Raw genomic sequence first — 19844 nt, 5'->3', positions numbered from 1 at the left:
CTCACGGACATACCGAAGGGGCGACCGGCCTCACGGGCATACGAGGGGGGCGACCGGCCTCACGGCGTGCCGCCGCCTGCCGCAGCGCGGCGCGGCACGCCACGATCGCCGGGTGCGCGCCCCGGCCCCGGCGTGCGACGGTGAAGACGCGCCGCGTGCGCCCCAGCCGCCGCACGGGGACGGTCGGCGGGCGCCCGCACCACACGAGGTCGGGCAGGAAGGCCGCCGCGTGGCCCTGCTCCACGAGCCGCAGACGGAGCAGAAGGTCGGTGGTCTCGAACCGCACGTCGGGTTCGAAGCCCGCGTCCTGGCACCTTCCCACCCTGGCCCCGCCCCGCCTGCCCGTGGCCGGGGCCAGGGCGCTCCTCGTCCTGCTGCACGCCGCCCTCACCCTGACCTGGCTCGGCGGTTGCGTGCTGCTGCCGGCCAGGGCCGGGGCCCGTGCTGCGACGGCCGCGGGTGCACGGCGCCCTCACCTGGGCCACGGGGGGCGTACTGATCGGCCTCGGACTCGTGGTGGCGACATCGGCCGGCTGACCGCCTGCCGGCACCCGCCCGCCCGCCGCGCCGAGCGGGTCCTCGGATGCCTCCCGTTGTTCCTGGGCACCACAGGCACTTCCTGAGCGCACAACAGGACCGGCGCCCTCGCCGCGCCTACGCTGTAACCATCTGCCCCTGCACGAAAGGGGGCGCCCCATGGCCTCCCCATCGAAGGCGGGTGCGGCGCTCGCCGCACTGCGCGAGGAACTGGTCGGCGACGTGTTCGCCCCGGGGGACACGGGCTACGACGCGGCCCGTACCGTCTTCAACGCGATGATCGACCGGCGTCCGGCGGTGATCGCCCAGTGCGTGGACGAGGCCGACGTCGTGCGGGCGGTGCGCTTCGGCCGGGACCTGGACCTGCCGATCGCGGTGCGCGGCGGCGGGCACAGCGTGGCGGGCATGGCGCTGAACGACGGCGGTCTGGTCGTCGACCTGCGCCACCTGCGGTCGGTCACGGTCGATCCCGCGGCGCGGGCGGTACGGATCGCCGGTGGCGCCACGATGAGCGACCTGGACCGCGCCTGCCAGCCGCATGGTCTCGCCACCACCGGCGGCCGGGTCTCCACCACCGGGGTGGGCGGTTTCGTCCTCGGCGGCGGCACCGGCTGGCTGGACCGCTGGTGCGGGCTCGCCGTCGACAACCTGCTCGGCGTCGACCTGGTCACCGCCGACGGCAGCCGGGTGCACGCGAGCGCCGACGACAACCCGGAGCTGTTCTGGGGACTGCACGGCGGCGGCGGGAACTTCGGCATCGCCACCGCGCTCACGCTCCGGCTGCACGCGCTGCCCGAGTTCTCCATCGCGTTCCTGCTGTACCTGCCGGAGTTCGGCCCCGAGGTGGTGCGCACCTTCCGCGACATCATCGCCACCGGCCCGGACGAGGCGGGCGGCGGTGTCATCTATCTCACCGGCCCGCCCGAGGAGTTCGTCCCGCCGCAGCTGGTCGGTACCCTGCTGTGCGGGGCGATGCTGACGTACGCGGGCGCCGAGGCGGACCTGCGCAAGCTCGCCGAGCCGCTGCTGGCGCTGCCGCACGAGACGGAGATCGTCGGGGCGATGCCGTACGCCGACGTCCAGTGCATGCTCGACGATCCGCCGGGGATGCGGAACTACTGGTCGGCGGAGTATCTGACGGGCGCGCCGGACGCGCTGCTGGACGTCTTCTGCGCCCGGGCGGCGTCGATGCCGGTACCCACCGGGACCCTCCATGTCCTGCTCCCGCAGGGCGGGGCGATCGCCGGTGGGCCGCGCGAGTACCCGGTGCCCTATCGGGACGCGCCGTGGGCCGTCCATCCGTTCGCGATGTGGGAGGACCCGGCGGACGACGAGCGGGTGATCCAGTGGGTGCGGGACGTCCGCGCGGACACCCGGCCGTGGAGCACCGGCGCGGTCTACCTGAACTTCATCGGGGACGAGGGCACCGACCGGGTCGTGGCCGGGGTCGGCGCCGAGAACACCGGCCGGCTGGCGGCCCTGAAGCGGCGGTACGACCCGGACAACGTGTTCCGCTTCAACCACAACATCAGACCGGCGTGACCGGCGCGGCGCGGGCGCGAGCGCCATCGGCGTCCGCTCCCCCGCCGCCTCGCCCGTGGCCGCCGGTACGGCCCGACCGTGCCGGCGGCCACGCCGAGATCCATGCGCTGCACCGCGGGTCTAACTCACCGCGGCTATCACCTCCTTGGCCGCCCGCTCCCCCTCGGTCGCGCCGCCTTCCATGAACCCCTGGAAGTCGTAGGAGCAGTGCTCGCCGCCGATGTGGATGTTGCCCTGGGCCACGCCCTCGTAGCCCGCGTACCGGTGGAGGTAGCCCACCGGCCAGTACGAGTAGGCGCCCAGCGCATACGGGTTGAGATGCCAGGCGGACAGCTGGGCGCGGCCCGTCCAGGCGGCGGAGGTGCCCGGGAAGAACGCGTCGATGTCCGCGAGGTACGTGGTCGCGAGCTTGGTGACGTACGGATCGCTCTCGTACGCGAACGGCGTCGCCGGAGTCAGCGACCTGGCGAGGCTGCCGCCGCCGTACTGGAGGAGGATGCCGCCCGTGCCGGGCTGGACCTTGGTGGTGTCCCAGGTCTGCTGGACCCGGCCGTCGGTGAAGCAGTCGCCCGCGGAGACGCCCGGCCAGGGGCCGGTGCCGCGCCAAGGGCGGCCGGCGAACTGCATGTTGAGCTTGGTGCAGTACCCCATGCGGGCGTCCCGCAGCAGGTTGGTCATCCGGGTGTCGAACCCGGCCTTGCTCAGGTCGAGTCGCTGGAGGACGGGCAGCGGCACGCACAGCACGGTGTGATCGGCCGTGACCGTCCGTACGGCGCCGGATTCCTCGAAGGTGAGGGTCTGGGTGCCGTCCCCGTTCGCCTTGACCGCGGTCAGCGACCAGCCCCGCCGGACCGTGCCGTCGGGCAGGGAGTCGGCGATGGCGTGCGGGAGCCGGTCGTTGCCGCCGACGATGTGGTAACGCTCGTTGGACAGCCCCCAGATGTTGAAGTTGCCCGGATTGGTCTGATAACCCATCAGCAGCACCAGGGCCAGCGAGGACTGGTCGGTCGTGTCGGCGCCGTACTCGACGTTGTAGGCCACGTCGAAGAACCGGCCGAGCGGCGAGTCGTGGCCGCCGGGGACGCGGGACTCAATCCAGTCGTACAGGGACATGGTGTCGAGGGCGGTGCCGGTCGGGGTGGTCTGGTTCCAGAACACCTCGCCGGAGTCCTGCAAGTCCTTGTGGAGGGCCTGGTAGACGTCCTTGAAGTCCTCGTCGGCCTGGGCGCGCGGGTAGTACTCGCCGTTGAACCACAGGACTTCCTCGGCCCCGTTGGGCCCGCCGCCGAGGAAGTCCTCGACCGGCAGGGAGAAGCGGCGGCACAGTTCCAGCATCTTCTTGTGGCTGGTGTCGATCAGCTCGCCGCCGATCTCCGAGGTCTGGCCCCACGACCAGTGGTCGCGCTGGGTGTACATCCGGCCGCCGACCCGGTCGGGGTGGGCCTCGTACACCGTGCAGCGGTAGCCGGCGTCGGCGAGCGTGAGCGCGGCGGTCAGACCGGCGATCCCCGCGCCGACGACGGCGATCCGCGGCGCGGAGGCGGCGACGGCTCTCGGGGCCGTGGCCGCCGTCACGGCGGTGGCGCCGAGCGCGCCCTTCAGGACCGTGCGGCGGCGCACCCGCGCCTCCGCCACGGGCACTCCGAGCCGCTCGGCGGCGGCGTGGTCGGCGAACAGGGAACGCAGGACGTGCATCGAAGGGGTTCGGGACACGACGGCCACGCTCCTCAGACGTTGACGGGGGTTTCGTCCGTGCGCTCGGCCGCGTCCTCCAGGACGATCCGGCCGATGATCTCGTAGCGCTCCGGCTGCCGGGCCCTGAGGTAGAAGCCCAGGCCCAGGCCGCCGAAGAAGACCAGGCCCACGATCCACGGGATGGCCTTGAAGAAGAGCGAGTCGGCCGCCGTACCGGCCGCGGTGTCGAGGTTCGTCACCAGCAGCCCGACGACCGCGATCATGCCGATGCCGCCGAGGAGGGGGGCGGTGAAGGTGCGGAACCAGTGGCGGTCCTCGGGGTGGTTCTTGCGGAAGTAGCCGATGACCGCGAACGAGCACAGGGTCTGCACGATGAGGATGGCCATCGTGCCGAGGATCGCCAGCAGCGTGTAGAGGTGGATGTAGGGGTCCTGACCGGTCAGCCAGAAGGCCGCCACGAGCGCGACCGCGATGACCGACTGCACGAAGGAGGCGAGGTACGGCGAGCCGTGCCGCGCGTGCGTACGGCCGAGGGCCGGGTGCAGGAAGCCCTCGCGGCCGATGGCGTACAGGTAGCGGGCCGCGCACTGGTGGAAGGCCATCCCGCAGGCGAACGACCCGGTGATCAGCAGCCATTGGAAGGCGTCGACGGCCCAGGCGCCGATGAAGGAGTGCGCCGGGTCGAAGAAGAGGTCGAGGGGGCTGGTCCCGGCGGAGACGGCCACGGACTTCTCCAGGCCGTTGCCCGCGATGGTCATCCAGGAGACGTAGATGTAGAAGAGGCCGACGCCGACGACCGAGATGAGGGTCGCGCGCGGGATGACGCGCTTGGGGTCCTTGCTCTCCTCGCCGTACATCGCGGTCGACTCGAAGCCCACCCACGACCAGAAGGCGAAGAACAGGCCGAGCCCGGCGGAGGCGCCGGTGAAGGCGTTCTTCGGGTTGACGGGCTCGACCGGGATGCCGTCGGGGCCGCCGCCGTGCAGGAGTACGGCGGTGGCGACCGCGAAGAGGACGGCGATCTCGGCGATGAGCATCACGCCGAGGGCCTTCGCGGTGAGGTTGATGTCGAAGTAGGCCAGCACGGCCGTGACCAGCAGCATCGCGGCGGCGTACAGGACCCAGGGCAGATCGACGCCCAGCTGGTCGTGGACGGTGGTCTTCGCGAAGTAGGAGAAGACGCCGACGATGGACGCCTCGAAGACGACGTACGCCAGCACGGCCAGCATCCCCGAGGCCATGCCGGCGATCCGGCCCAGGCCGTGCGAGATGTAGCCGTAGAAGGCACCGGCGGCGGTGATCCGCCGGGCCATGGCGACGTATCCGACGGAGAACACCGTCAGGACGAGCGTCGCGAAGAGATAGCCCGCCGGCGCGCCCGTGCCGTTGCCGAAGCCGACGGCGATCGGCAGGTTGCCGGTCATCGCGGTGATCGGCGCGGCGGTGGCGACGGCCATGAAGACCACGCCCACCAGACCTACGGAATTCGCCTTGAGCCGGTGCACTTCTCGCGTGGGTTTTTCTGCCATTCCCGCCCCTCTCAACGTGCTTGCGCAACGAAATCCGAAGCCGAAATACGCCTTGCCTTTCGGATGCGCCAGTGTGGCGGCGGAGTGACAGATGCCACAAGCGACACGCGGTCGTGCAATTGGGCCGCGGGCGCGACGGATTGTCGTGTACAGGGCCGCGGTGATCGTCGCCGTAACCGCCCGGAGATGTCGTCGAAGCATGCGCGCGGGTACCGTCCGGCTCATGGACAGCAGATTCGACAACCAGGGCGCCGGCATCACCGTTCAACGCGCGCTGGAGCTGCCCGGCCTGCGCAGCGGGCTGCCCGAGATCCTCGCGGGCGCCGACCGGCTGCAGCGGTCCGTGCGCTGGGTGCACGCGGGCGAGGTGCCCAACATCGCCAGCCTCCTCAAGGGCGGCGAGCTGCTGCTGACCACCGGCTACGGGCTCGGCACCCGCCCGGCCGAACAGCGGGCATTCGTCCGCACCCTCGCCGAGCGCGGCATCGCGGCCCTCGTCATCGAACTGGGCCCGCGCTTCACCCGCCTGCCCGCGGCCCTCGTGGACACGGCCCGCGCGACCGGCCTCCCCCTCGTCCAACTCCACCGCGAGGTGCCCTTCGTGACGGTCACGGAGGAGATCCACACCGAGATCGTCAACGGCCACTACGCGCTCCTCCAGCGCGCCGAGGAGGTCCACCGCCGCTGCACGGAGGCCCTGCTGGGCGGCGGCGGGGTCCCCCAGGTGCTGGGCATCCTGGCCGGCTTCAGCGACAACCCGGTCTTCCTGGAGACCACCGACGGCCAGCTCCTCTACGCCGCCGGCGCCGGGCCCGAGGGCGCGGACCCGCTCCAGGTGTGGGAGGGGCTGCGGGCCCAGCACAAGGACGCGCCGCCGGCGGGCTCGGTGCTGGTGGACGTACCGGGCGGCGGGCCCGGCACGGGCTCGGTACGTGCGCGTCTGGTCCTGCTCCCGGTCCGGTCCCCGCTGGCCCCCGTCCACCGGATCGCCGCCGAGCGGGCCGCCGGCATCCTCGCCGTGGTGCTGATGCAGGCCCGCCAGGAGGAGGAGCTGGCCGCGCGGGGCCGCGGCGACTTCCTCACCGACCTCGCCGAGGGCCGGATCACCGCGGACGACGCCCCGGCACAGGCCCGCGTACTGGGCTTCAAGCCGGGCGGCAGCCCGCTCATGCCGGTGGTGATGAGACTCGGCGACACGCTGTCGCCGGGCGGCGGCTGGGCGGTCCTGGCGAGGGCGGTCTCCGAGGAGCTGGCCTCGGTGGGGGTCCCGGTCCTGCTGGGCGTACGGCCCCTCGAAGGCCGCGTCCTGGTCCTGCTGGGCCTGCGTTCGGAGTCGGAGCGGTCGGCGGTCGCGGACCGGGTCGCGGCGGCGCTGCGGGCCGGGGTGGAGCGGGCCGGGATGCAGCGGCCGGGCGCCCAGGCGCCGGTCGTCGTGGCCGGGGTGGCGGGCGGCTGGGCGGCGGCCTCGGCGGGGCTCAGGCACGCGGCCGAGACGGCGACGGCGGCCCAGGGCCTGTCGGACCGCCCCTGGTACGACGCCCGGCGCCTCGACATCGACCTGCTGCTGTGGCGGCTGCGCGACCATCCCGACCTCGCGGCCTTCGTCGACCGCGCGATCGGCCCGGTACGGGACCACGACGCCCGTTCCAAGCCCCCGCTGCTGCCGACCCTGGAGACCTACCTGGCCCACGCCGGCCGCAAGGCGGAGACGGCCCGCGAGCTCCACCTCAACCGCCAGACGCTCTACAACCGCCTCGCCCGGATCGGCGAGTTGCTGGGCACGGACCTCGACGACCCGCAGACGGTACTGGCGTTGAGCCTGGCACTGCGAGCCCGCAGGCACGTGGCCTAGATCATGGGGCGCGGCTGGGTCAACTCGTCGTAGACGCTGAGCACTTGGGCGACGGTCTCGTCCTCGGTCGGCCAGGTGGCGGCCTGTCGTACGCCCTTCTCCCGCAGCTCCTCGCACCGCTCGGGATCACCGAGCAGCCGCACGACGGCGTCCGCGAGCGCCTCGGCATCCCCGTACGGCACGAGTTCGGCGGCGTCGCCCACGAGTTCGGGCATGCTGCCGACGTCGGTCGCGACGAGCGGCACGCGCGCGTGGAGGGCCTCCTGGGCGAGCAGGGAACGCGACTCCCAACTGCTCGACAGCAGGGCGAGGTCGGCAGCGGTCAGCAACTGGGCGACGTCGTCACGCCGCCCGATCAGCCGGACCGGCAGCCCCTCGTCCTCGATCCTGCGCTGCAACTCGCCCCGCAGCGGCCCCTCCCCGGCGATCACCACGAGCGGCACCGGGTCGAGCGCGAGCCACACGCGCGAGGCGTCCAGCAGCGTGTCGTACCCACGATGCCGGTCCAGCGAGCCGACGGCCATCAGCAACGGCCGCCCGGTGGCGCCGAGTTCCGCCCGCACCTTGGGCCGCGGCCGGTCGGGGTCCTCCGGCCCGGCGGTCCGGCGGCGGGCGGGCAGGGCGACGGCGGCGAGCCGCGCGTCCCGGGCACCGGTGGCACGGGCCCGGTCGACGAGGGCGGAGGTGGCCCCCAGCACCACGGAGGCGGCCTTCACGACCCGGCGCTCCAACAGCCGCACGAGATGGGCCCGCGCGCCCTCGGCACGCGCCCGGTCGTGCCATGTCACGACGAGCGGAGTGCGCCGCCCGCTGAGCGCGAGGACGGCACGGAAGGAGGCGTGCAGCCCGTGCGCGTGCACGAGATCGGCGTCCGCGCAGGCGGCCCGCAGCGCGGCGACCGACCCGGGATCGCTGCTCCTCGGCACATGCACATGCTCGGCACCGGCCCCCGTGAAGTCGTAGATGCGATCCGCCTCGACAGGGGCGCACACGGTGACCTTCACGCCCCTCGCGACGAGCCCGGAGGTCAGGGACCGCACATGAGCGCTGCTGCCGGCGTTGCCGCCGCCGAGCACCTGCACGGTGCGCAGCGGTGACTGACCGAGCGGTGACTGACCGTGCGGTGAGTGGCTGCTCACGGGGCTCACGTGGCCGGGGCTCCTGGTTCGGCGTCGGGCGGTCACGAGGAAACGTACAGAAGGTATCGAGCGGAGGGGTGTACCGCGCGCTTCCTACGCGTACTGCGTGCTGGGCCAAGGATGCCAGCACGTACGGGTGTTCCGGGAACGGCGGGGGTGTGCGGGTTCGGGGTGGAGGTGGCGTGGGTCACCCACACGGGTGAGGGAGCGGGGGTCTGTCACAGGGACCGAGCCGCCTCGGTGACCTGGTCCCCGTACACGGCGGCGGCAACGACCGCGACGGCGTGCGCGACCAGCCCCGCCCGCCCGTTGCCCGCGACGACCGCCGCTCCCAGGGCGGCGCCCAGCGTGTGCGCCCCCGTGTCGCCGAGCATCGAGCGCTCCCCGAGGTCGTCCGGCAGGACAGCGGCGGCGGCCCCCACCGCCGCGGCGGCCAACTCACCGCCGGGTCCCTTGCGGAGCATCCCCGGCACGCCGAGGCCGATGACCGCGGCGGCGGCCCGTCCCGGGCGCACGTCCACGAGGTTGACGAAGTGCGCGGCACCGGCGATGACGACTCCGGCGAGGATCTTGTCCAGCGCCTTCTCCTTCAGCATCGCCCCGGCGACGAGCCCGGCGGCGGAGATCCCGAACAACTTGACGGCTCCGCTGGTGACTTCGCCGCCACGCAGGGCGGAGAGGTGGGCGCGGAAACCGCGGCGGGGGTCGGTGGCACCGGCGATGTCGTCGTAGGCACCGCAGGCACCGGCAGTGGCGATCGCGAGGGCGGCTGCGGGGTGCACACGGGCGGCGGTGAGGGTGGCGGCGACGGCGGTGGCGGGGCCGGCGTGGAGGTCTACGGTGCGGCCGGCGTAGTTGTCGCGGTGCCAGTGGGGGCTGTCGGGGCGGTTGATCATGTGATCACCCTGAGAGAGCCGCTTATCTTGGCCCGCCGCTTGGGCCCGCGGAGCGGGCCGGATGTGGGCGGCTGTGGAGCCGGTGAACGCGGGTGGGCGGGTGGGGAGCCGCCGCGGAGCGGCGAAGCGCGGACCGCGGAGCGGTCAGGTCTTCGCCGCGGAGCGGCGCAACAGCCTCACGCGTCCAACCGCGCCGCCGCCAACAACTCCTCCGCATGGGCCCGAGCCGTCTCCGAGTCCTCCTGTCCAGCCAGCATCCGGGACAACTCCCGTACCCGCTCCTCCCCTTCGAGCACCTTCACACCGGACCGCGTGACGGACCCGTCGTTGGTCTTCTCGACGAGCAACTGCCGGTCGGCGAACGCCGCGACCTGCGGCAGATGGGTCACGACCACGACCTGCGCGGTCTTCGCCAGCTTCGCCAGCCGCCGCCCGATCTCCACCGCCGCCTTGCCACCGACACCGGCGTCGACCTCGTCGAACAAGTACGTCGGCACCGGGTCGGTCCCCGCGAACACGACCTCCACGGCCAGCATCACGCGCGAGAGCTCACCACCGGAGGCCCCCTTGGCGATGGGCCGCGGCGGAGCACCCGGGTGCGGCGCGAGCAGCAGCTCGACCTCGTCGACGCCGGACGGACCGTAGGCGACCGCCCGACCGCCGACCTCGACGCCGTCCGGGTCCTCGGTCTGCCGGATGTCGAAGGACACACGCGCGTGCGGCATCGCCAGCGAGGCCAGCTCGGCGGTCACGGCAGCCGCGAACCGCGAGGCCGCTTCCGCCCGCGCATCGGTCAACGCCTGCGCCAGCCCGCCCAGTTCGGCCCGCAGCGCGTCCCGCTCGTCGGTGAGCTCACCGATCCGCTCGTCGTCCCCGTCCAGCTCGGTGAGCCGCGCGGCACCCTGCTCGGCCCACGCCAGCACGGCGGCGACGTCCTCGCCGTACTTCCGTGTCAACGCGGTGAGGGCGGCCCGCCGTTCCTCGACGGCCGCCAGCCGCAGGGGATCGGCGTCGAGGTCGTCGGCGTACCCCGCCAGCTCCCCGGCCACGTCCCCCAGCAGAATCCCGACCTCCCCGATCCGGTCGGCGAGCGCGGCCAGCGCCGGATCGTGCGACCGCACGGCGTCCAGGGCCCGCTGAGCTCCCGCCACGAGCGTGGCGGCGTCGATGCCCTCGGGGTCCTCGGGGTTCCCGGCGAGCGCCGCGTGGGCGGCCGTGGCGGCGGACGACAGCGCCTCGGCGTGCCCGAGCCGCTCGGCCTCCTCGGCCAGCTCGACGTCCTCACCCGCGCGCGGCTCGACCCCGGCGATCTCGTCGAGCCCGTACCGCAGCATGTCGGCCTCTTGAGCCCGCTCACGCGCGCGCGTGGTGATCTCGTCGAGCTCGGTGGAGACGGCTCGCAGCCGCCGGTAGGCCTCGCCGTACTTGGCGAGCGGCACGGCGACGGCGTCCCCGGCGTACCGGTCGAGCGCCTGCCGCTGCCGCGACAGCTTCAGCAGTCCCTGCTGGTCGGTCTGCCCGTGCACGGCGACCAGTTCGTCGGCGAGCTCGGCGAGCACACCGACCGGCACGCTCCGCCCGCCCAGGTGCGCCCGGGACCGCCCTTCGGCGGAAACGGTACGGCTGATCAGCAGCGCCCCGTCGTCGAGCTCGGCCCCGGCCTCCTCGGCCCGCAGCACGGCCGAGGCACCCGTGGGGAGCGCGATCCGCCCCTCCACCACGGCCTTCTCGGCCCCGATCCGCACGAGCGCCGGGTCCGCCCGCCCACCAAGCAGCAGTCCCAGGCTGGTGACCACCATGGTCTTGCCCGCACCCGTCTCACCGGTGACAGCGGTGAACCCGGGCGACAGCTCGACGACGGCATCGTCGATGACTCCGAGCGACCGTATCCGCATCTCTTCCAGCACGGTGAAGACCTTACGAGGTAGGAAGCAAGAAGCGCGAGGCGCCCTGTCACCCGCCCGAGTGGAGTACCCCGGCTAGTGAGGCGCCCCCCGCCATCCGGACACCGGCAGCGCGAACTTCGCCACCAGTCGGTCCGTGAACGAAGCGTGATGCAGTCGGGCGAGCCGTACCGGCACGGCCCCCCGCCGCACTTCCACGCGGGCCCCCGGCGGCAGCTCGACCGTCCGCCGCCCGTCGCACCACAGCACCCCCGGCGGAATGTGCGGCAGCACCTCCACGGCAAGCACGGAATCCGGCGAGGTCACCAACGGCTTGGCGAACAACGCGTGCGCCGAGATCGGCACCATCAGCAGGGCCTCGACCTCCGGCCACACCACCGGACCACCCGCGGAGAACGCGTAAGCGGTGGACCCGGTCGGCGTCGACAGCACGATCCCGTCGCACCCGAACCCGGTGACCGGCCGCCCGTCGATCTCCAAGACGACCTCGAGCAGTTTCTCGGCGCCGGCCTTCTGCACCGCCGCCTCGTTCAGCGCCCAGTCGGTGTGCACGATGTCCCCGTTGCTGTGGACCACCACATCGACGGTCATCCGCTCCTCGACCTCGTACGACTTGGTCACCACCCGGTCGACGACCTTGTCGAGGTCGTCCCGCTCGGCCTCGGCGAGGAACCCGACCCGTCCGAGATTGACGCCCAGCATCGGCACCCCGGACGCCCGGGCGAACTCGGCGCCGCGCAGCAGCGTCCCGTCCCCGCCCAGCACGATCAGCAGCTCACACCCGTCGAGGCACTGCGGGGTGGCCTCCTTGACGAGCTCCACTTCCTCGGGCAGCGGCAGGTCCGCGGCCTCGTACTCCAGCACCCGCACGCCGATGCCCTCGCGCAGCAGCCCCTTCACCACCAGCTCGGCGCTGCGGATCGCCGCGGGCCGGCCGGTGTGGGCGAGCAGGAAAACAGTACGAGCTCGGTTCTGTGTCAACGAGGCCCCTCCGCCACTGCACGGTCAACGTCGGCCGGGTCCAGGGCGGGCGCCCCGGCACGCAGCCACAGGAAGTATTCGACATTGCCCGAGGGCCCGGGCAGCGGACTGGCCGTGACGCCCTTCACCCCGAGCCCGAGTTCCCACGCCTTCTCCGCCACTCCCCGCACGGCCTCCGCCCGCAGCTGCGGACTCCGTACGACTCCCCCGCTGCCCAGCCGTTCCTTGCCCACCTCGAACTGCGGCTTGACCATCATCACCAGGTCGGCGTCCGGCTTCACGCACCCCGCCAGGGCGGGCAGCACCAGCCCGAGCGGAATGAAGGACAGATCCCCCACGACAAGATCCACAGGTTCCCCATCGATCGCTTCAAGCGTCAACTCGCGTACGTTCGTACGGTCCTTGACGGTGACGCGTTCATCACTCTGCAGAGTCCACGCGAGTTGTCCGTAGCCGACGTCGACGGCGACGACGTGCGCGGCCCCGGCCCGCAGCAGCACATCGGTGAACCCGCCGGTCGACGCCCCGGCGTCCAGCGCCCGCCGCCCCTCCACGACGAGCCCCTGCGGCACGAACGCCGCCAGCGCGCCCGCGAGCTTGTGCCCGCCCCGGGAGACGTACTCGGGGTCGTTGTCGTCGCTCTGGACCACGATCGCCGCCGCGGTCTCCACCTGCGTGGCGGGCTTGGTCGCCACGGTCTTGCCGACGGTGACCCGCCCGGCCGCGATCAGCTGGCTGGCGTGCTCACGCGACCGCGCGAGCTTCCGGCGGACCAGCTCCGCGTCCAGACGGCGACGTGCGACTCCTGCCACGTTCGGTTCAGCTCCTGTTCCGGTACGACGACGGGGGCGCCGGAGGTCCCGGCCGGGCGTCGAGCGCGGTGAGCGCGTCGCGCAGCCCCCGGTGTACATCCTCGTACACCTCGACGTGTCCGTCCGTGGCGAGGTGGTCGGCGTCGGTCAGCCGCTCCAGCTGGGCGTCGACCTCGGGGTTGCCGGTGGGGGTCCGGGGGACGTTCAGAGGGGCAGGGGCGGCAGGGTCGTCCGCGGGTTCGACGTCGACGGGTTCCGCCGCCTCCGTGGCCTCGGGCACAGAGTCGCTCATGCCCAGACGCTACCCCGAAGCCCTGGGGTACCGTCGATCGCGATGGCCACGATCGAGGAGTGCCGCGCCGCACTCGAGAAGCTCTCCGACACCATGCAGCACGCCGAAGGGGACGTCGCCGCCGCGACCGCCCTGGACCGCTCGGTCAGCTGCCGGATCACCGACCTCGACATCACCTTCGTGGGCCGTATGACGGGCGGCCGGATCGTGGTCCAGGACACGATCCAGGGCGCTCCGAAGGAGAAGGCGCAGATCAGGCTCACCATGAAGGGCGACGACCTGGTGGCCCTGGTCAACGGCGAGCTGCACTTCGCCAAGGCCTGGGGCGCGGGCCGGGTGAAGCTGGAAGCCGGCCTCAAGGACCTCTTCCAGCTCAGGAAGCTTCTTTAGCGGTCACGCGCTCACGCGCCTTCCGCGCCGCCGGCACCACCAGCGGCGTCCCCGTCTCCGGGTCGTCGATCACCTGGCAGCGCAGCCCGAAGACCTCCTCGACCAGGTCGGCCGTGACGATGTCGTTCGGCGCGCCCTCGGCGATGACGCTGCCGCCCTTGAGGGCGATCAAATGCGTGGCGTACCGGGCCGCGTGGTTGAGGTCGTGCAGGACGGCCACCAGCGTGCGCCCCTGCTCCTCGTGCAGCTCGGCGCACAGGTCCAGCACGTCGATCTGGTGCTGGATGTCCAGATAGGTCGTCGGCTCGTCGAGGAGCAGCAGCGGCGTCTGCTGGGCGAGCGCCATCGCGATCCACACGCGCTGCCGCTGGCCGCCGGACAGTTCGTCCACATACCGGTCGGCGAGCTCGGCGACGCCGGTCTGCGCCATCGACTCCTGGACGACCCGCTCGTCCTCGGTCGACCACTGCCGCAGCAGGCCCTGGTGCGGGTACCGGCCGCGGCCCACCAGGTCGCCGACGGTGATCCCGTCCGGCGCGATCGACGACTGCGGCAGCAGCCCCAGGGTTCGCGCGACCTTCTTCGCCGGCATCGACTGGATGACCTGCCCGTCGAGCAGCACCCGGCCCCGACTCGGCTTCAGCATCCGTGACAGCGCCCGCAGCAGCGTGGACTTGCCGCACGCGTTCGGGCCGACGATCACCGTGAAGGAGTTGTCGGGGATCTCCACCGACAGCTGCTCGGCGATGACGCGCTGGTCGTAGGCGAGGGTGACGTCCTCGGCGGAGAGGCGGTTCACGGTGCTCCTTCGGTTGTCCAGGGTGCGGTCGGCGCGGTCGGCGGCACTCATATCCGGCCCGCCTTGCGCTCGGTGACCAGCAGCCACAGCAGATAGCCGCCACCGAGCACGCCGGTGACCACGCCCACCGGCATCTGGTCGGCGCCGAAGACCTTCTGCGACAGCAGATCGGCGGCGACCAGCAGGGCCGCGCCCATGCACAGCGACGGCAGCAGGTTCGGGCCGGGCGAGCGGGTCAGCCGCCGGGCGAGCTGCGGCGCGGTGAGCGCCACGAAGCTGACCGGCCCCGCGGCGGCGGTGGCGGTGGCGGTGAGGAGCACGGCGGCCACCATCAGCAGCGCCCTGGTGCGCTCGACGCGCACGCCGAGGGCGTTGGACACGTCGTCGCCCATCTCCATCATCCGCAGCGCCCGCGCGTTGCCGAGGACGAGCGGAACCAGCACGGCGCACAGCCACAGCAGCGGCCACACCTGTTCCCAGCCCCGCCCGCTGAGCGAGCCGGTCATCCAGACGACGGCCTGGGCGGCTTCCGTGATGGTGGACTTGGTCAGCAGATAGCCGTTGACCGCCGTGAGGATCGCGGACACCCCGATGCCGACCAGCACGAGCCGGTATCCGTGCACGCCCTGTTTCCAGGCGAGCAGATAGATGGCGAGCCCGGCCCCCAGCCCGCCCAGCAGGGCTCCGACGGTGACCTCGCCCGCGCTCCCGGAGAAGAACACGATCACGGTCAGCGCCCCGGCCGTCGCCCCCTGCCCCAGCCCGAGGATGTCCGGACTGCCCAGCGGGTTGCGTGACACGGCCTGGAACAGGGCCCCGCCGAGCCCGAGCGAGGCACCGACCAGCAGCCCGACGAGAACACGCGGCAGCCGCAGCTCGTTGACGATGAACTCCTGCCCGGCGTTCCCGTCCCCGGCCAGGGTCTTGAGCACGTCCCCGGCCGAGATCGGGAAGTCGCCGGTGCCGATCAGCACGACGCTCGCGGCGAGCGCGGCGGCCACCAGCAGGACGACGACCACGAAGGCCCGGACGTCGAGCCGGACCGACAGCCCGCCCGGCGTCCGGACGGCACGGTGGGGCCGATGAGCGCGTTCGGCAGGGTTGGTCCTCACAGCTGCGCCGTCCTCCGCCGTCGTACGAGAAAGATGAAGACCGGGCCACCGATGATCGCGGTGACGATGCCGACCTGAAGCTCCGCGGGCCGCGCGACGACCCGGCCGATGACATCGGCGCCGAGCAGCAGCACCGGCGACAGGACGGCCGCGTACGGCAGGATCCAGCGCAGGTCGGGTCCGGTGAACGAGCGCACGACGTGCGGCACCATCAGCCCGACGAACACGATCGGTCCGCAGGCCGCGGTCGCCGCCCCGCACAGCACCACGGCGGCGAGCATCGACAGCGCCCGGGTGCGGTTGAGGTGGGCGCCGAGGGCCCGGGCGGTGTCGTCGCCCATCTCCATGGCGTTCAGCGGCCGGGCGAGCGCCAGGGCGAGAAGCGTGCCGCCCGCCAGGAACGGCAGGACCTGAAGGATCGTCGACTCGCTCGCCGAGGTCAGCGAACCGACCGTCCAGAAGCGCATCTTGCCGAGCGCCGCCTCGTCGGTGATCATCACGGCCTGGAGATAGCCGTAGAGCGCGGCACTGATCGCCGTACCGGCCAGCGCCAGCCGCACCGGCGTCGCCCCGCGGCTCCCGCCGAGGAACCATACGAGCGCCCCGACCGCGGCCGCGCCGAAGAACGCGAACCACACGTACCCGCTCAGGCTCGTCACCCCGAAGTACGTCATCGCCGTGACGACCGCCGCGGACGCGCCCGCGTTGATGCCGAGCAGTCCCGGGTCGGCCAGCGGATTGCGGGTGAGCGCCTGGAGGACGGCCCCGGCGAGCCCGAGCGCGGCGCCGGCCAGCAGCCCGAGCAACGTCCGCCACAGCCGCTCGGTGACCACGACATCGCCGTACGTCCCCGAGTCCTCGAACAGGCCGTGCCACACCTGCCCCATCGACAGCTCTTTGGCCCCGATCGCGATGCTCGCCAGCGCGACGAGCACCAGGATCACGACGGACACGAGCAACCCGAGGACGCGTATCGCCCGGCGGGTCGGGGGCGCGGGGGCGGTCGCCGCGCGCTGTTCGGGAGGACTGTCGACCAACACGCAGTTAGGTTAGCCTACCCTCCAATCCGGCCACGATCCCGCTGCCGGGGTTCACAGGGAGCCCGACTCGCGCGGGGGCGTCACAGCCCGAGCCGCGCCAGCGCCTTCCCCCCGTCCAGCTCGCAGCTTCCCGCCCCCGCCGCCGTCCAGGCCGCCGCGCACAACGCCCGCAGCCCGTCCAACGCGTCCCCGTCACCGTCCAGTTCCAGCCGCTCGGTACCGGCCGCGGCGGTCCATCCCCCGCACCGGAACCCGCCGTCCGCCGCGACGACCTCGGGCTGCCCGGTCAGCAACCCCCGCAGATCGGCGTCGACATAGGTCGGCCGGTGCTGCGGCGGCGCGGCCAGCAGCTGCGCCCCGTCCGTCACCCCGGTCAGGACGAGCAGCGAGTCGACCTCGCCGTTGAACGCCCCCTCGATGTCCGTGTCCAGCCGGTCCCCCACCACCAACGGCCGTACCGCACCGGTACGCAGGATCGTCTCCCGGTGCATGGGGGGCAACGGCTTGCCCGCGACCTGCGGCTCGGCCCCGGTCGCGATCCGCACGACCTCCACCGCGGCCCCGTTCCCCGGTGCGATCCCCCGCCCGCTCGGGATCGTCAGGTCGGTGTTGGACGCGAACCACGGCACCCCGCGCGCGACGGCGTACGAAGCCTCGGCGAACCGCCCCCACGGCAGGTCGGGCCCGCCGAACCCCTGCACCACGGCCGCGGGATCGTCATCGGCCGACTCCACCGGCACGAGCCCCCGCTCCCGCAAGGCGACCCGCAGCCCCTCACCACCGATCACCAGCACCCGGGCCCCCGCCGGCACCTGCTCACTGATCAGCCGCGCGACAGCCTGGGCGGACGTGATGACGTCGTCGGCCCCGGTCGGTATCCCCAGCTCGGTCAGATGCTCCGCCACGGTGTCGGGCGTCCGCAGCGCGTTGTTGGTGACGTACGCGAGGTGCATCCCACCCGCCCGAGCGGTGGCCAGTGACTCGACCGCGTGCACGATCGCGTTCCCGCCCGCGTACACCACACCGTCGAGGTCGAGCAGCGCGGTGTCGTACGCCTCGCTCAGGGCCTGGCCACTGCCCGCGGGCCTCGTCCTGACGCTCTGGCTCATTCCACATCGCTCCTCGCTCGACGGCTTTCCCCCGATCATCTCGCACACCACTGACACACGTACGATGCCGGGATGAACACCGCAGGTCACTCGGAAGCAACGGCGCGCCGGGGCCTGGAACTCACCCCGTTCCGCGGCCTTCGCTACGACCCCGACCGGGTCGGCAGCCTCGCCGCCGTGACATCACCGCCGTACGACGTCGTCGTCCGCCCCGACGGCCTCTACCACCTGCAGTCCAACGACCCGCACAACATCGTCCGCCTGATCCTCCCGCAGGCCGCCACCCCCGCCGCCCGCAACGAACAGGCCGCCGCGACCCTGCGCCACTGGCTCTCCGAAGGCGTCCTGGCCGCCGACCCGGTGCCGGGCCTGTACGTGTACGAGCAGCGCGACGGCGCGGGCATGCTGCAGCGCGGCATCATCGGCGCCCTGCGCGTCTCGGACCCCGCGGACCAGGTGGTCCTGCCCCACGAAGACGTCATGCCGCACGTCATCGCGGACCGCGCCGCCCTCATGCGCGCCACCTCCGCCAACCTGGAGCCGCTGCTCCTGACGTACCGCGGCAACGGAACGGCCGCCGACACCACCACCGTGGTCGAACGCACGGCCGAGCAGGAGCCCCTCTTCTCCACGACCACCGAGGACGGCTACAGCCACCGCCTGTGGTCGATCACCGACCCGGCGGACGTCGCCCGCATCCAGTCCGACCTGTCCCGGCACCAGGCCCTCATCGCCGACGGCCACCACCGCTGGGCGACCTACCGCCGACTGCGCGCGGAACACCCCTCCCCGAGCCCCTGGGACTACGGCCTGGTCCTCCTGGTCGACACGGCCCGCTATCCGCTCCGCGTCCGCGCCATCCACCGCCTCCTGCACGGCCTGCCGGTGACGGACGCCCTGGCCGCACTCGACGGCCTGTTCCGCGTACGCCACCTGCACAGCCCTCTCCCCGAGGCGCTGGAGGTCCTGGCCGACGCCGCCTGCGCGGGCAACGCGTTCCTCCTCGCCGGCGACGGCGCCTTCCACCTCGTCGACCGCCCCGACCCGGACCTCCTCGCCCGCACGATCCCGGCCGACCGCCCGGCGGCGTGGCGCACCCTGGACGCGACCGTCCTGCACGCCACCCTCCTCGACCACGTCTGGCACATCCCCGAGGACGACCCCGCCCGCATCGCCTACATCCACGACACCGCCGCCACCGTCCGCAAGGCGGAACGCGACGGCGGTACGGCCGTCCTCATGCACCCGGTCCGCGAGGAGGTCGTCCGCGACCTGGCCCGCCAAGGCGTCACGATGCCCCGCAAGTCGACGTCCTTCGGCCCCAAACCGGCCTCCGGCCTGGTCCTGCGCGCGCTGGACCTCTGAACACGCGAAAGGGCGGGACCCCGAGGCCGGGGTCCCGCCCTTTCACTGAGGAACGTCAGTCCTTGTCGTCGTCCTCGGCGGGAACGTCCTCGTCGTCCACCACGACCTCGACGTCACCGTCGCCGCCGCTCTCGCCCGCGCTGTCGCCCTCGCCCTCGCTGTCGTCGAAGGCGTCGACGAACTCGACACCGTCCAGCTCGGCCAGCCGGTCCGAGGCGTCCGTGCTGCCGTCCCGGTCGGCCTCGACGGCCTTGGCGAACCACTCCCGCGCCTCGTCCTCGCGCTTGGCGGCAAGCAGCGCGTCAGCGTAGGCGTACCGCAGGCGCGCGGTCCACGGCTGCACCGAGTTGGAGGCCAGCTCGGGGCTCTGCAGCGTCACGATGGCCGCGTCCAGCTGCCCCATGTCACGCCGAGCACCGGCCGCGACGAGCCGCATCTCGACCTGCCCGGCCTTGTCCAGCTTGTTCACCTCGGGCGCCCCGGCCATGTCCAGCGCCTTCTCCGGCCGCCCGAGCCCACGCTCACAGTCGGCCATGACGGGCCACAGCTCAGCACTGCCGGTCATCCGCCGCGCGGCCCGGAACTCGGCGAGCGCCTCGGAGTACTTCTGGGTCGCGTACGCCGCGAACCCAGCCGCCTCGCGTACGGCGGCGACCCGCGACGCCAGCCGCAGCGCCACCCTGGAGTAGCCGTACGCGCCCTCCGGGTCCTCGTCGATGAGCCGGGCGACCATCACCAGGTTCCGCGCGACGTCGTCCGCCAGCGTCTTCGGCAGGCTCTGCAGTTCCTGCCGCACATCGCCGTCGATCTCGTCGCCCGTGACGTCCTCGGGGATCGGCAGCCGCTTGAT

The 19844-nt window shown here is 72.7% G+C and carries 18 protein-coding genes; 4 read left to right on the top strand and 14 right to left on the bottom strand.

Going from position 1 to position 19844, the window contains the following annotated elements:
- Position 1: 1 nt before the first annotated feature.
- Entirely contained in the window at positions 2-286 is a 285-nt protein-coding gene (locus tag DI272_RS44980; protein ID WP_258314932.1) for a hypothetical protein, read from the bottom strand.
- Between the two features lie 410 nt (positions 287-696).
- Between DI272_RS44980 and DI272_RS38705 the strand changes: the two genes are divergently transcribed.
- A complete protein-coding gene (locus DI272_RS38705) occupies positions 697-2079 on the top strand; it encodes an FAD-binding oxidoreductase (protein WP_109499836.1) in 1383 nt (460 codons plus the stop codon).
- A gap of 120 nt (positions 2080-2199) precedes the next feature.
- On the opposite strand, the gene DI272_RS38700 is transcribed toward DI272_RS38705, so the two are convergent.
- Positions 2200-3792, bottom strand: coding sequence for an NAD(P)/FAD-dependent oxidoreductase (locus DI272_RS38700; protein WP_109501269.1), 1593 nt, complete (start codon positions 3790-3792; stop codon positions 2200-2202).
- Between the two features lie 14 nt (positions 3793-3806).
- Complete coding sequence (locus tag DI272_RS38695) at positions 3807-5303, bottom strand: APC family permease (protein WP_109499835.1); 1497 nt, start codon at positions 5301-5303, stop codon at positions 3807-3809.
- Between the two features lie 223 nt (positions 5304-5526).
- On the opposite strand from DI272_RS38695, the gene DI272_RS38690 reads away from it, so the two are divergent.
- Positions 5527-7155 carry a PucR family transcriptional regulator gene (locus DI272_RS38690; RefSeq protein ID WP_181387456.1) on the top strand — a complete coding sequence of 543 codons (1629 nt, stop codon included), beginning with the start codon at positions 5527-5529 and terminating at the stop codon, positions 7153-7155.
- Here the strand turns inward: DI272_RS38690 and DI272_RS38685 are convergent.
- From DI272_RS38685 to DI272_RS38660, 6 genes are all read right to left on the bottom strand, one after another.
- A complete protein-coding gene (locus DI272_RS38685) occupies positions 7152-8303 on the bottom strand; it encodes a glycosyltransferase family 4 protein (protein WP_109499833.1) in 1152 nt (383 codons plus the stop codon). The two genes, DI272_RS38690 and DI272_RS38685, sit on opposite strands and share 4 nt — an antisense overlap.
- A gap of 209 nt (positions 8304-8512) precedes the next feature.
- A complete protein-coding gene (locus tag DI272_RS38680; RefSeq protein ID WP_258314804.1) occupies positions 8513-9190 on the bottom strand; it encodes a hypothetical protein in 678 nt (225 codons plus the stop codon).
- 176 nt (positions 9191-9366) lie between these two features.
- On the bottom strand, positions 9367-11085 hold the full coding sequence (gene recN / locus DI272_RS38675; RefSeq protein WP_109499832.1) for a DNA repair protein RecN: 1719 nt from the start codon (positions 11083-11085) through the stop codon (positions 9367-9369).
- 84 nt (positions 11086-11169) lie between these two features.
- Entirely contained in the window at positions 11170-12075 is a 906-nt protein-coding gene (locus DI272_RS38670) for an NAD kinase (protein WP_079312609.1), read from the bottom strand.
- Positions 12072-12887 carry a TlyA family RNA methyltransferase gene (locus DI272_RS38665; protein WP_109499831.1) on the bottom strand — a complete coding sequence of 272 codons (816 nt, stop codon included), beginning with the start codon at positions 12885-12887 and terminating at the stop codon, positions 12072-12074. Before DI272_RS38665 ends, DI272_RS38670 begins: the two co-directional genes overlap by 4 nt.
- 7 nt (positions 12888-12894) lie before the next feature.
- Complete coding sequence (locus tag DI272_RS38660; protein WP_109499830.1) at positions 12895-13179, bottom strand: hypothetical protein; 285 nt, start codon at positions 13177-13179, stop codon at positions 12895-12897.
- A gap of 42 nt (positions 13180-13221) precedes the next feature.
- Between DI272_RS38660 and DI272_RS38655 the strand changes: the two genes are divergently transcribed.
- The gene (locus tag DI272_RS38655) at positions 13222-13569 is read left to right on the top strand and encodes an SCP2 sterol-binding domain-containing protein (RefSeq protein ID WP_109499829.1); all 348 of its coding nucleotides are present in this window, start codon (positions 13222-13224) and stop codon (positions 13567-13569) included.
- Here the strand turns inward: DI272_RS38655 and DI272_RS38650 are convergent.
- The 4 genes from DI272_RS38650 to DI272_RS38635 all read right to left on the bottom strand — a co-directional run bounded on the left by DI272_RS38650 (position 13553) and on the right by DI272_RS38635 (position 17629).
- Positions 13553-14419, bottom strand: a complete 867-nt coding sequence (locus tag DI272_RS38650) for an ABC transporter ATP-binding protein (RefSeq protein ID WP_109499828.1) — start codon at positions 14417-14419, stop codon at positions 13553-13555. The two genes, DI272_RS38655 and DI272_RS38650, sit on opposite strands and share 17 nt — an antisense overlap.
- Positions 14416-15480: an iron chelate uptake ABC transporter family permease subunit gene (locus DI272_RS38645; protein WP_109499827.1), complete on the bottom strand. Its 1065-nt coding sequence runs from the start codon at positions 15478-15480 to the stop codon at positions 14416-14418. Before DI272_RS38645 ends, DI272_RS38650 begins: the two co-directional genes overlap by 4 nt.
- The gene (locus DI272_RS38640; protein ID WP_109499826.1) at positions 15477-16520 is read right to left on the bottom strand and encodes an iron ABC transporter permease; all 1044 of its coding nucleotides are present in this window, start codon (positions 16518-16520) and stop codon (positions 15477-15479) included. Before DI272_RS38640 ends, DI272_RS38645 begins: the two co-directional genes overlap by 4 nt.
- Before the next feature lie 80 nt (positions 16521-16600).
- Complete coding sequence (locus tag DI272_RS38635) at positions 16601-17629, bottom strand: HAD hydrolase-like protein (protein WP_109499825.1); 1029 nt, start codon at positions 17627-17629, stop codon at positions 16601-16603.
- A gap of 72 nt (positions 17630-17701) precedes the next feature.
- On the opposite strand from DI272_RS38635, the gene DI272_RS38630 reads away from it, so the two are divergent.
- A complete protein-coding gene (locus tag DI272_RS38630) occupies positions 17702-18994 on the top strand; it encodes a DUF1015 domain-containing protein (RefSeq protein WP_109499824.1) in 1293 nt (430 codons plus the stop codon).
- Positions 18995-19049: 55 nt separating this feature from the next.
- Here the strand turns inward: DI272_RS38630 and DI272_RS44975 are convergent, their stop codons facing one another.
- A complete protein-coding gene (locus DI272_RS44975; protein ID WP_219933913.1) occupies positions 19050-19835 on the bottom strand; it encodes a tetratricopeptide repeat protein in 786 nt (261 codons plus the stop codon).
- Between the last annotated feature and the right edge of the window lie 9 nt (positions 19836-19844).

Origin of the sequence: Streptomyces sp. Act143, assembly GCF_003143935.1 — a bacterium.
In the GTDB taxonomy this organism is placed as follows: domain Bacteria; phylum Actinomycetota; class Actinomycetes; order Streptomycetales; family Streptomycetaceae; genus Streptomyces.
The sequence above is the reverse complement of the archived record's forward strand: the minus strand, read 5'-3'. Positions and strand labels throughout refer to the sequence as shown.